Raw genomic sequence first — 12,326 nt, forward strand, 5'->3', positions numbered from 1 at the left:
AGTTATGGTTTCTATCGTTCTTTGTTTATGTAAGGAGAGGTTTTTGATTAGAACTAAAGAGTGTGTGTTAAGTTCGATAATAAGGTCGAAAACAAGTAAACACATAAACTTTCAGGTGCTGACAGCTATTCTTTAAATAATTGAAGGGCATAATCAAGTTGAGTATCTTTCCCTGATAAGAAGTCGTTAACCTTCATTGGTACTAAATAGTTCGGGCTTATTCCTTTCCCTTCTAATGGGAATCCTTTGGGAGAAGTTCCAAACGAATGTCCTACAGGAAGTCGATAGAATATTCCATGTGAAGTCTTAAAAAGACAAATAACACCACCTGTATCACCAGCTGAAGATGTACCAACCAACACGGCATCACCACTTTCTTTCATTGTAATGAGAAAAGTCTCAGCGGAAGAACAGGAGTAATTACCCATCAAGATGATTACTTTTCCCTTATAGCTGTTAGTGGAAGGAGATATTGTAGACCCATTCCAATTACGTCGTTTACCTTTTATTAAATTCTGCGCAATATTATCTCCTATCCAACTGTTGCCTCCCCCATTCTGACGCACATCAACTATCAAGTATGGAAGTTTGCTTAGATGCTTCAAAGCTTTGCTGAAGTCAGTATCAGCATTATCTTGCATGCTTTTCACATTTATATATCCAACCCTTGAAGAAACCTTTCTCCAAGTTACATTTTGTTCCTCTTCCTTTGTGGGAACAGATTTCGATTGTAGATGAATGGTGATGGTTATGGGTCTTCCATGGCGAATAATTCCAAGTGTCTTTATAGGACTTGTATAACTACAGAGTATGGTCAAAGCTGATAGTAGATAGCGAGTGGCATCTGTTGAAGCTGAGACATATTTGCAATTGTGCATCACCCATTTATTTGTAGGTACACCATCAATAGTTACAATCTCGTCTTTATCTTGCAATCCTGCCTTTATAGCAAAGACTGAAGGGTGATTAATAAACACACGATTCTCAATGACTGTGATATTATCCCCTTGTATGAACCAAGGGTATAGTATGCTTTCATTATTTGCATGAGTGCATTTCAAGTTGGCAAAGAATTCCATTATAAGTAATGAATAAGCCACTTTCGATTGCATGGTGTCAATTCGTTGAAGGCATGTGGTGTGAATCGAATCAAGCTTGATGCGTTTCTTTGTAGTATATGGGTACTTCTCTTTGACCTGTTCGAATATCTCTCCGAAATCACTTCGGAAGTCTTTGTGGTCGATAGGAATCTTGTCTGCAGTGTATTGTTGAACCTCATCCCAGTCTGCATGCCCATGCGTTGGATACCATCTATTCAGAGCAAACACTGCAAATATAGATACCATTAGTCCCAAGGCAGCAATCATCAACACAACAGACTTCTTCATAATGCACTTATGTAAAAGTAATATAATGCCAAATCGGTTCATAAGAGAGAAAGCTTTGATTGGTCATAGACTTCCTTTTGAGGCTAAAATATGAGTTGTAAGTGCTTCATATGTTAGACGAAAGGATTTATGAAATCAGCTTCTATATTTCTCTAATGAACCGATTTGAAGATTTATAGAGTATCTTTATAACTTCTCACCATAGCACAAGTCACCAGCATCACCGAAGCCAGGAACAATGTACTTATGTTCGTTCAGTCCTTCGTCAATCGCTGCACACCAGATGGTGGTAGAGTCTTCAGGGAAGGTTTTGCGGATATGTGCGATACCTTCTGGTGTAGCCAAAAGACAAGCAACATGCACATGACGAGGAGTTCCCTTTGAAAGGATAGCCTTATAGCCCAGCTCCATAGAACCACCAGTAGCCAGCATAGGGTCAGCTATGATAAGTGTCTTACCATTGATGTCTGGTGTAGCAAGATATTCAACGTGAATACCCACCTCATGATGTTCAGCATCCGTATATTCGCGATAAGCACTAACGAAGGCATTACCTGCATGGTCGAATATGTTAAGGAAACCGTTATGGAAAGGCAATCCAGCACGGAAAATAGTAGCCAAAACAATCTTGTCAGTTGGGATATTGACCTGCGCAGTACCTAATGGGGTAACAACATCCTTTGGTTCGTAGTTTAATGTCTTAGAGATTTCAAATGCTTCAAACTCTCCAATACGCATCACATTGTTGCGGAAGAGTAAGCGATTCTTTTGGTAGTCTTTGTCACGAATCTCAGCCAGATATTGGTTGATGATGGAGTTCTGTTCTGAAAAATTAATGATTTCCATTTTCTATCTTAGGTGTTATAAACAAGCAAACTTGCAACTTGCTGTACAAAATTTCGGCAAAAGTAAGAAATAATCTGTAGGTTTGCAAAGTCTAATTTGCAAATGTACACGTGCCTATAATAATTTTAGTAACTTTAACCATAAGGCAGAATACTTTGATACTTTTTCTATTCGTTTATTTGTTCGTACTTAATAATTATATTACCTTTGCGGTGTCTTTCAATGAGACAGCATGGTAAGGTAAAAATTAATTTTCAACTAAATACATTTATAACGAAATGGCAAAGTTTGATAAGAGCGTACTTGAGAAGTACGGAATTACAGGTACAACAGAAGTACTTTACAATCCTTCTTATGAGGTATTGTTCAATGAGGAAACAAAGGAAGGTCTTGAGGGCTATGAGAAAGGTCACGAGACTGAGCTTGGTGCAATTAATGTAATGACTGGTATCTACACTGGTCGTTCTCCTAAGGATAAGTTCATCGTTGATGATGAGAACTCTCACGATACAGTATGGTGGGATTCTGAGGAATACCATAACGATAACCATCGTGCTTCTAAGGAAGCTTGGACAGCTGTTAAGGATATCGCAAAGAAGGAGCTTTCTAACAAGCGTCTTTTCGTAGTTGATGGTTTCTGCGGTACACACAAGGACACACGTATGAAGATTCGTTTCATCGTTGAGGTTGCTTGGCAGGCTCACTTTGTAACAAACATGTTCATTCGTCCAAAGTCAGAGGCAGACTTCGATCAGGAGCCAGACTTCATTGTTTACAATGCTTCTAAGGCTAAGGTTGAGAACTGGAAGGAGCTAGGTCTTCATTCAGAGACTTGTGTTATGTTCAACGTAACATCTAAGGAGCAGGTAATCGTTAACACATGGTATGGCGGTGAGATGAAGAAGGGTATGTTCTCTATGATGAACTACTTCTTGCCATTGAAGGGTATGGCTTCTATGCACTGCTCTGCTAACACTGACATGAACGGTGAGAACACAGCTATCTTCTTCGGTCTTTCTGGTACTGGTAAGACTACTCTTTCTACCGATCCAAAGCGTAAGCTCATCGGTGATGACGAGCACGGATGGGATGACAAGGGTATCTTCAACTACGAGGGTGGTTGCTATGCTAAGGTTATCAACCTTGACAAGGAGTCTGAGCCAGATATCTACGGCGCTATCACACGTGACGCTCTCCTCGAGAACGTAACAGTTGACGAGAATGGTAAGATTGACTTCGCTGATAAGAGCGTAACTGAGAACACTCGTGTTTCTTACCCAATCTACCACATTAAGAACATCCAGCGTCCTGAGTCTCAGGGTCCAGCTGCTAAGCAGGTTATCTTCCTTTCTGCTGATGCATTCGGTGTATTGCCTCCAGTATCTATCTTGACTCCAGAGCAGACTAAGTACTACTTCCTCTCTGGTTTCACAGCTAAGTTGGCTGGTACAGAGCGTGGTATCACTGAGCCTACTCCAACATTCTCTGCTTGCTTCGGTCAGGCATTCTTGGAGCTCCACCCAACAAAGTATGCTGAGGAGTTGGTTAAGAAGATGCAGCAGAGTGGTGCTAAGGCTTACTTAGTTAACACTGGTTGGAATGGTACAGGCAAGCGTATCTCTATCCGCGATACTCGTGGTATCATCGACGCTATCTTGAACCACTCAATCGACGCTGCTCCAACAAAGCAGATTCCTTACTTCGATTTCACTGTTCCTACAAAGCTCGAAGGTGTTGCAACTGAGATCCTCGATCCACGTGACACTTACGCTGATGCAGCTCAGTGGGATGAGAAGGCTAAGGATCTCGCAGCTCGTTTCATCAAGAACTTCAAGAAGTATGAGAACAACGAGGCTGGTAAGGCACTCGTAGCAGCTGGTCCACAGCTCTAAATCTTGTAGTTACTGGATTGTAACTAATACGATAAATATAAGCCCTATCCGCAGTTACTGCGGATAGGGCTTCTCGTTTAATATATGTACTGTTTATTTGCTTTGGTTAGATAATCCTTAATCAAAGAATAAAAATAACTAATAATTCCTTTGTAAATCTACCTTTTTTATTTAAATTTGTCACGATATGAATTAAAAGAAGTCTATTGATGGATAAAGTATAATGTTTAATTAACGTAAGGAGATAATTTTATGAAGAAGATTTATTTTGTATTAATAGCTTTGTTAGCATGTTTATTTACCGCTTGTCACGATAAAGAGGAAGAGATTATGATAGATAAATTCTTGGCTTTTGATAAGGAGGATGTTACTGTTTCAAATGCTTCAAACTCGTTTATACTTTATGTAAAATCTGGTGATTGGCGTGGCATAGATAACATAACGTTTATACAGGATGGCGTAAAGAATACGGTTGTGCCTGATTTCGTTGGTGACAAAGACCAGGATCCTTCAGAGAAATATCACAAAGGCGTTCTGAATAACTGGTCGGCTGACTGGATAGTAGTGCAACAGACGAATAATAGCAAAGAGATGAAAGTGTATGTAAAGACGAATCGTAGTCACAAGGAGCGTACTGCTATACTTTCTGTAGACGGAGGGAATTGTAAACGTTCCGTAAAAATAACGCAGTTAGCTACTCCTAATTAAAACTTCCTGTGTTATATCAAAGAGGATGTGTCAAATAGGCACATCCTCTTTTCGTTACGGCTAATATGGATTGATAGAACCTAATACTTACACCTTGTTTTGCTTCCTCTCTTCGTCTTGATATTAGCTTTTAGCTTTAACAGAAGCTAATATCGTTATGCTCATATACGCATTCTGTGTTGAGTTTATGCGCATCTTGTTTTATTTTTATACGTATTGCGCATTTGCGGAATACGTATGTTTGTGTATTATCTAAGTGTGATAAAGTATTATCAGGCTTAGATAAAGTATTATCACGCTTAGATAATTAATCATCACACTTAGATAATAATGCTTGATACGTACAAAAGCAATGCGGAACCTATGGAAAAACAATCGGAAAGCAGGGAAAAAGAATGGTAATACATATATCTTTCGTTATTACTACTTATTCTTTAAGATGGCTATAGGGGTTTCCGCTGATCGTGTACGGGTGTTGCTGTCGTCCTCGCTTTGGTACCTGGGTGCGTTCCCTTTCGATATTGACGATTCTAATACTATAGAAATACGAATCTTCTATATAATACTAAACAAACTTAAAAATCTGATGTATAAATCCATATTTTACATAATTAACCCCGTAAAAGATGTTTAGTCTGAAGATTTCTGATTAAATTTGCAGCTAAATTCAATTATTAGTATCTGATGCGTAATAAGATATATACTCTTGTAGGCCTTGTATTGGCAACTTTGATGATGACATCTTGTCTGAAAGATGATGACAATGATGATAATGGCTCAAGTTTTAGAGATACAGCTATAACAGGGTTTACTCTGGGGCAGCTGAAAGTAAAACGTGATACGCTTACGAAGTCTGGGAAGGATAGTACTTTCTATGCTAAATATGAAGCAAAGAATCTTAGGTTCTATATTGACCAAGCGCAGGGGCTGGTTTACAATGTGGACTCTCTGCCTTATGGAACTGATGTGGCGCACGTTTTGGCTACAATAACAACCAAGAACTCTGGTACAGTTACAATCCTTTCTCAACAAGGAGATAAGCAGACTTACTTCTCCCCGAATGATTCAATCGATTTCACTTCTCCCCGCTCGTTCCGTATCTACTCTAATGCACGGGATACTTATCGTGATTATAAGATATCGGTGAATATGCATAAGCAGAAGGGCAATGTATTCTCTTGGGTAAGTATGCAGGGTAATAGTAATTTCGGTGCTTTCACGGCGATGAAGGCTGTAAGTAATAAGGATAAGATATTTGTGTTTGGAACAGATGGAACACAGACGAAGGGGTATGTGACGGCGCAGAATGATGGTAATCATTGGGCTTTGTTGTCTCAGTCTTTCTCTACACAGGCTTATCAGAGCGTATTGGTCAAAGAGAATAAGTTATTTATCTTAGATAGTGGTCGAATCCTTAGTTCTACTGATGGTAACGCTTGGACTCAAGTGGGTACGAATACGAACTTGAAGCAGTTGGTGGCTGCATCTTCTTCGGAGCTATTCGCTTTGACAACAGCTGGAAGTTTAGTTCGTTCGCAAGATAATGGGGCGACATGGAATGTTGAGACACTCGATGATAACATTTCTCTTCTCCCTGTAAGCAATATCAATTATGTCTTATTGAGCAATAATGGCGCTGATGATATGAGTCGTGTTTTGATAGTAGGAACAGCTGCTAGTGGGAATAAGACAGTTACTTGGACAAGGCTTTCCTATAAGAATCGTCCAACAGCAGACGATACTTGGAATTATGTAGAGAATGCAGCTACTAAGTTCCTATTGCCTGCTTATCGCCATCTTACAGTTGTTAATTATGATGGTGCTGCGCTAGCTATGGGCGTGGATAATAGTGGCAAATTCGGTTCAATGTTATTGTCTCGTGATGCAGGAATTGTATGGAATAGCGATAAAGATTTTAGCTATCCACTGAATGTGCAACCCGCTAATACATTTACAGCAACGGTCAACGCAGATGCTTACATTTGGATGATTAGCGGTAGTAAGGTTTGGCGTGGAAGGCTCAATAGAGTGGGTTGGAAGTTGAATCAAGAGCGTGCTGCAGAATAAGTTCTAAGGCTGTGTAAGATGAAAAAGACCATCATTAGCGTTCTTCTCCTTTTAGTAACAACATCTTTGTGGGCACAGAGTGACCCTGAATATAAGATGGAGTTAGGAGCGGGTGTTGGCTTGATGGGCTATCTTGGCGACTTCAATGAGTCTTTAACAAAAGACTTGCAACCAATGGGGACGGTGCTTGTCAGATATAATTTCAATCCTTATATGGGTTTGAAGATGAATGTATCTTTTGGCAAGATGAAAGGTTCTTCAGCTGATGCAAAGACTTATTATCCTCGATTTGCCACGACACCTTATCTATTCAGTAACTCTTTGGTAGATGTAGGCGTGGCTTATGAATATAACTTCTTGCCATACGGAACGGGTAAAGATTATCGTGGCGCACAACGTTTGTCACCTTATGTAACAATAGGACTGGGTGCCACGTATGTTAAGATAGAGAATAGTAATCGTAGTTCCGCATTCTCGGCTAACCTTCCTATTGGCGTTGGCGTTAAGTATAAGGTTGGTGAGCGAACGAATATCGGACTAGAGTGGGCGATGCATTTCTCACTCTCTGACGAACTAGATGGGCAAAGAGATCCCTACGGAATAAAGAGTAGTGGACTCTTTAAGAATACAGATAGCTATTCAACACTTCAATTGACGTTCAGCTATAGCTTTATGACCAAGTGCCGAACATGTCACAATGAAGATGAATAAGATGGCTATATAAGGAATAGTAAGAAAGGTTATTTTCTTCATATATAATCATGGTGGAAGAATTAGACATGACACGGATTCCAGAACACATTGCTATCATTATGGATGGTAATGGGCGCTGGGCAACGGAGCGTAATAAGCCCCGTTCTTATGGACATCAGGCAGGAGTGGAGACGGTTCGCCGTATTACTTCTGAGTGTGTACGTCTGGGTGTGAAGTATCTAACGCTTTACACCTTCTCTACAGAGAATTGGAGTCGGCCTTCTGATGAGATTGCTGCATTGATGGGGCTGGTCTTGACTTCTTTAGAAGATGAAATCTTTATGAAGAATAATGTCCGATTCCGTGTGATAGGTGATATTGGTCGATTGCCTATAGAGGTGCAACAGAAACTCAGAGAGACGGAAGAACATACGGCGAAGAACTCTGCTATGACAATGGTTGTTGCTCTTAGTTATAGTTCACGATGGGAGATAACTAAGGCGGTGCAGGATATCATTGCTGAAAATCAGGGCAATGAAAAAGTAACGCTACGTCCCGAAATGATAACAGAAGAGTTACTCAGTAAGCACATGCAAACCAACTTTATGCCTGATCCAGACCTTCTAATAAGGACAGGTGGTGAGCTTCGTATTTCTAATTACCTTCTTTGGCAGATAGCCTACTCAGAGCTTTACTTCTGTGATACCTATTGGCCAGACTTTGGAGAATGCGATTTACAACGTGCTATATATAGTTTCCAAAAGAGACAACGTCGTTTTGGAAAGACAGAGAGACAGATAGAAGAAAACGAAAACAAATAAGTTACGCAATATAGATGACGAAGATAAATAAGGTGTTGATGCTTCTTGCTCTCACTTCTGGAATGACTCTAACGGTGAGCGGACAAGAGAAGATCGTTAATCCAGATATAACTTATTCTGGTAATCCGCATACTTATAGGCTTGCAGGACTGGCAGTCAGTGGTATTGATGGTTATGAGGATTATGTACTTACGGGTATTTCTGGGCTCAGCATTGGGCAGGAGTTGGAGGTACCAGGAACGGCTATCACTGATGCAGTGAAACGTTATTGGAAGCATGGACTCTTCTCTGATGTATCCATCAGTGCAGATTCTATCGTCGGTGATAATATTTACTTGAGAATTAATCTCTTGCCACGACCACGCATCTCAACCATCAATTACAATGGTTTGAAGAAGAGTGAACGGGATGATATGGAGAAGAAGTTGGGCTTACTGAAAGGTGGTCAGATTACTCCTAATATGATTAGTCGTGCCAAGATACTTGCTAAGAAGTACTTTGATGATAAGGGATATAAGAATGCCGAGATAAATATTCTCCAGCGTGATGATGTTGCGAATAAGAATCAGGTCATACTTGATATTGATGTAGATAAGAAGGAGAAACTAAAGGTTCGCAATATTATCATTGAAGGGAATGAGCAACTTCCAATAAAGAAGATCAAGGGTTCTTTCTTCTCAAAGGGTGCTTTCGCTAAGACACATGAAGCAGGAAAGCTTGGTAATTTACTGAAGTCAAAGAAGTTCACACCCGAGCGTTGGACAGAAGATAAGAAGAATCTCATTACCAAATACAATGAGTTTGGTTTCCGTGATGCCACCATCTTGAAAGATAGTGTGTGGAATGTTGATCCAAAGCATGTGGATATCTATGTAAAGGTAAACGAGGGTAAGAAGTATTATATTCGTAATATCTCTTGGGTCGGAAACACTGTTTATTCAACTGATTATCTATCTCGTTTGCTTGGAATGAAGAAAGGTGACGTTTATAACCAGACTTATCTAAGTAAGCGACTTTCACAAGATGAGGATGCTGTTGGTAATGAGTATTGGAATAATGGTTATCTCTTCTATAGGCTTGAGCCAACTGAGGTGAACATTGTCGGCGACTCCATAGACCTTGAGATGCGTATCACGGAAGGACAGCAGGCACATATTAATCGTGTGAAGATTAATGGTAACGACCGACTCTATGAGAATGTTGTTCGTCGTGAGTTGCGTACAAAGCCTGGTGACCTATTCTCTAAAGAAGCTCTTCAGCGTTCCGCCCGTGAGTTAGCATCAATGGGTTATTTTGATCCAGAAGCTATCAACCCTGTTCCTGAACCTAATTACGAAGATGGAACAGTGGATATCAATTATAATTTGAAACAGAAGTCTAACGACCAAGTTGAGCTTTCTCTGGGTTGGGGACAGACGGGTGTTATCGGGCGAGTAGGCTTGAAATTAACTAACTTCTCAATGGCTAATCTCCTCCGTAGAAACCGTGAACATCGTGGTATTATGCCTATCGGTGATGGTGAGACATTGTCTTTGGGAGCACAGACGAATGGTACTTATTACCAATCTTACAATGTTCAGTATTCAACCAACTGGCTTGGTGGTAAGCGTCCTATCCAATTCAATGTGGGTGTCTCTTATTCAAAGCAGACTGACGTATCGAGTAATTACTACAACCAGTCGCTGTTGAACAACTATAACAATTATCGTTACGGTTACGGAAACTATAATTACAATAGTTATGAAAACTATTATGATCCAGACAAGTACATTAAGTTGTTGAGTGTTTATGCTGGTTGGGGAAAACGTTTGAGTTGGCCTGATGATTACTTCACATTGTCTTTACAGTTGCAATATCAGCGTTATATGTTGCGTAACTGGCGATACTTCCTCATGCCAACAGGTACATCTAACAACTTGAACTTGACAGTAGCACTGAATAGAACATCTACTGATAACCAACTCTTCCCACGTCGTGGTTCAGAGTTCTCAGCATCTTTGACGATTACTCCGCCATGGTCTAAGTGGGATGGTAAGGACTATGCTCACTTGGCAACGAATCCTAATTCGCCTAATTACTCTAAGGAGCAACAGGAAAAGTATCACTGGATAGAGTATCACAAGTGGAAGTTTAAGGCACGAACCTTTACAGCTCTCAGTAGTGGTCAGAAGTGTTTTGTCTTGGTTACTCGTGTTGAGTTAGGTTTATTGGGCAGCTATAACAGGAATAAGAAGAGCCCATTTGAAACCTTCTATATGGGTGGTGATGGTATGAGTGGATACTCTAGTGGCTATGCAGAAGAGACTATTGGATTGCGTGGTTATGAGAATGGAGCACTCACACCTTCATACGAAGTACAAGGTTACGCATACGATCGTTTCTCTTTAGAGTTGCGTTATCCGTTCCTCTTGGGCAATACAACTATCTATGGTTTGGGCTTTGTTGAGGCTGGTAATGCATGGTCAGAAACAAGTAAGTTCAATCCATTTGATATGAAACGTTCTGCTGGTCTAGGTGTTCGTATATTCCTTCCAATGGTTGGTATGATGGGTATCGACTGGGCATACGGATTCGATACAGTCTTTGGAAAGAAGGGTGGAAGCCAGTTCCACTTCATCCTTGGACAGGAGTTCTAGGGTTTGATTCTTTGACTATTGATCCTTGACCATTGACCTTGTAATGTTGGTCTTTGAGCGTTGAGAAATTGTTTTCATAAAACAGAAACGTTAGATTTGATTTTAATAATAAGAAGAATGATGAATAAAAAGAAGATATTAAACAGCGTTTTGAGGTATGTTTTACCTCTTTACCTTTTCACTCTTTTACCTTTATCAGCCTCTGCACAGAAGTTTGCACTCATTGATATGGAATATATCCTTAAGAATGTGCCAGCTTACGAACGTGCGAATGAGCAGTTGAATCAGGTTAGTAAGAAGTGGCAAGCAGAGGTTGAGGCTTTGAATACAGAAGCTGCAACCATGTACAAGAACTATCAGAATGAAGTAGTATTCCTCTCTCAAGACCAGAAGAAGAAGCAACAAGATGCTATCTTGGCGAAAGAGAAGCAAGCATCCGACCTCAAACGTAAGTACTTCGGACCAGAGGGTGAGCTCTTCAAGAAGCGCACTAGTTTGATAACTCCTATACAAGATGAGATTTATAATGCCGTCAAGGATATCTCCGATCAGCGTGGATATAGTCTTGTTATCGACCGTTCTAGCAATGCTTCTGGCATTATATACGGGTCACCTAAGGTTGATATCAGCAATGAAGTATTACAGAAGTTAGGTTATGCTTACCAATAATATAAGGTGAGACAACCGATATTCATAGAATCACAAGAACGTTTATAAGAAAACAAAAACATAAACTATTAAAACAATAAAAGCAATGAAAAAGTTATTTTTGATGTTGATGCTCTGTGCACCAATGACCTTGTTTGCACAGAAGTTTGGTCACCTTGATTCACAAGCTCTACTCCAGTCTCTTCCAGAGGCAACAGCAGTTCAGAGCAAGTTAGAGGCTAAAGGTAAGGAATACCAGAAGCAGTTGGAAGACATGCAAGCAGAGTTGCAGCGTCAGGCTGAGGCTTATGACAAAGCAAAGAGCACAATGAATGCAACAAAGCAGGCAGAAACAGAGAAGAATCTGCAGGATATGTATACAAAGATTCAGCAGACCGCTCAAGACAACCAAAAGGCTTTCAATGAGGAACAGCAGAAGCAACTCGGTCCTGTACTTGAGAAAGTTCGCAATGCGATTGCAGCTGTTGCAAAGGCAGGAAACTATGTTTACATCATGGAGAAAGCTAATGGTCAGCCATTGTATATCAATGAGGCACTCAGCAAGGATGTAACAGCTGAGGTTAAGGCTCAATTGGCTAAGATGAAGTAAAAGTATGTACGGGAGTC

At 40.3% G+C, this 12,326-nt stretch carries 10 protein-coding genes; 8 read left to right on the forward strand and 2 right to left on the reverse strand.

The window, feature by feature from the left end; all coding sequences use genetic code 11:
- Window positions 1–125: 125 nt before the first annotated feature.
- Window positions 126–1,430 carry a S41 family peptidase gene (locus HMPREF9969_RS03020; protein ID WP_009434386.1) on the reverse strand — a complete coding sequence of 435 codons (1,305 nt, stop codon included), beginning with the start codon at window positions 1,428–1,430 and terminating at the stop codon, window positions 126–128.
- Between the two features lie 144 nt (window positions 1,431–1,574).
- On the reverse strand, window positions 1,575–2,234 hold the full coding sequence (upp, locus tag HMPREF9969_RS03025; RefSeq protein ID WP_009434409.1) for a uracil phosphoribosyltransferase: 660 nt from the start codon (window positions 2,232–2,234) through the stop codon (window positions 1,575–1,577).
- A 278-nt stretch (window positions 2,235–2,512) separates the two neighbouring features.
- On the opposite strand from upp, the gene pckA reads away from it, so the two are divergent.
- The 8 genes from pckA (at window position 2,513) to HMPREF9969_RS03070 (ending at window position 12,309) form a co-directional block, all read left to right on the forward strand.
- Window positions 2,513–4,126, forward strand: coding sequence for a phosphoenolpyruvate carboxykinase (ATP) (pckA, locus tag HMPREF9969_RS03030; protein WP_009434377.1), 1,614 nt, complete (start codon window positions 2,513–2,515; stop codon window positions 4,124–4,126).
- Window positions 4,127–4,378: 252 nt separating this feature from the next.
- A complete protein-coding gene (locus HMPREF9969_RS03035; RefSeq protein ID WP_009434380.1) occupies window positions 4,379–4,834 on the forward strand; it encodes a BACON domain-containing protein in 456 nt (151 codons plus the stop codon).
- A gap of 684 nt (window positions 4,835–5,518) precedes the next feature.
- Complete coding sequence (locus HMPREF9969_RS03045; RefSeq protein ID WP_009434402.1) at window positions 5,519–6,901, forward strand: DUF6242 domain-containing protein; 1,383 nt, start codon at window positions 5,519–5,521, stop codon at window positions 6,899–6,901.
- A gap of 18 nt (window positions 6,902–6,919) precedes the next feature.
- Window positions 6,920–7,612 carry a DUF6089 family protein gene (locus HMPREF9969_RS03050; protein ID WP_009434378.1) on the forward strand — a complete coding sequence of 231 codons (693 nt, stop codon included), beginning with the start codon at window positions 6,920–6,922 and terminating at the stop codon, window positions 7,610–7,612.
- A 50-nt stretch (window positions 7,613–7,662) separates the two neighbouring features.
- Window positions 7,663–8,415 (forward strand): isoprenyl transferase, encoded by a 753-nt coding sequence (locus HMPREF9969_RS03055; RefSeq protein WP_009434370.1) that lies wholly within the window; start codon window positions 7,663–7,665, stop codon window positions 8,413–8,415.
- A gap of 14 nt (window positions 8,416–8,429) precedes the next feature.
- Complete coding sequence (locus HMPREF9969_RS03060; RefSeq protein WP_009434412.1) at window positions 8,430–11,051, forward strand: outer membrane protein assembly factor; 2,622 nt, start codon at window positions 8,430–8,432, stop codon at window positions 11,049–11,051.
- A 120-nt stretch (window positions 11,052–11,171) separates the two neighbouring features.
- Window positions 11,172–11,720 (forward strand): OmpH family outer membrane protein, encoded by a 549-nt coding sequence (locus HMPREF9969_RS03065; protein WP_009434400.1) that lies wholly within the window; start codon window positions 11,172–11,174, stop codon window positions 11,718–11,720.
- Between the two features lie 85 nt (window positions 11,721–11,805).
- Window positions 11,806–12,309, forward strand: coding sequence for an OmpH family outer membrane protein (locus HMPREF9969_RS03070; RefSeq protein WP_004383130.1), 504 nt, complete (start codon window positions 11,806–11,808; stop codon window positions 12,307–12,309).
- The last annotated feature ends 17 nt before the right edge of the window (window positions 12,310–12,326 follow it).

Source organism: Prevotella sp. oral taxon 306 str. F0472, from assembly GCF_000257925.1.
GTDB lineage: Bacteria > Bacteroidota > Bacteroidia > Bacteroidales > Bacteroidaceae > Prevotella > Prevotella vespertina.

Bases quoted from the DNA above. Each gene is read 5' to 3' on its own strand.
- HMPREF9969_RS03060 (WP_009434412.1), top strand. From the start codon at position 8,430: ATGACGAAGATAAATAAGGTGTTGATGCTTCTTGCTCTCACTTCTGGA.
- HMPREF9969_RS03070 (WP_004383130.1), top strand. From the start codon at position 11,806: ATGAAAAAGTTATTTTTGATGTTGATGCTCTGTGCACCAATGACCTTG.
- pckA (WP_009434377.1), top strand. From the start codon at position 2,513: ATGGCAAAGTTTGATAAGAGCGTACTTGAGAAGTACGGAATTACAGGT.
- HMPREF9969_RS03055 (WP_009434370.1), top strand. From the start codon at position 7,663: ATGGTGGAAGAATTAGACATGACACGGATTCCAGAACACATTGCTATC.
- HMPREF9969_RS03065 (WP_009434400.1), top strand. From the start codon at position 11,172: ATGAATAAAAAGAAGATATTAAACAGCGTTTTGAGGTATGTTTTACCT.
- HMPREF9969_RS03050 (WP_009434378.1), top strand. From the start codon at position 6,920: ATGAAAAAGACCATCATTAGCGTTCTTCTCCTTTTAGTAACAACATCT.
- HMPREF9969_RS03020 (WP_009434386.1), bottom strand. From the start codon at position 1,430: ATGAACCGATTTGGCATTATATTACTTTTACATAAGTGCATTATGAAG.
- upp (WP_009434409.1), bottom strand. From the start codon at position 2,234: ATGGAAATCATTAATTTTTCAGAACAGAACTCCATCATCAACCAATAT.
- HMPREF9969_RS03035 (WP_009434380.1), top strand. From the start codon at position 4,379: ATGAAGAAGATTTATTTTGTATTAATAGCTTTGTTAGCATGTTTATTT.
- HMPREF9969_RS03045 (WP_009434402.1), top strand. From the start codon at position 5,519: ATGCGTAATAAGATATATACTCTTGTAGGCCTTGTATTGGCAACTTTG.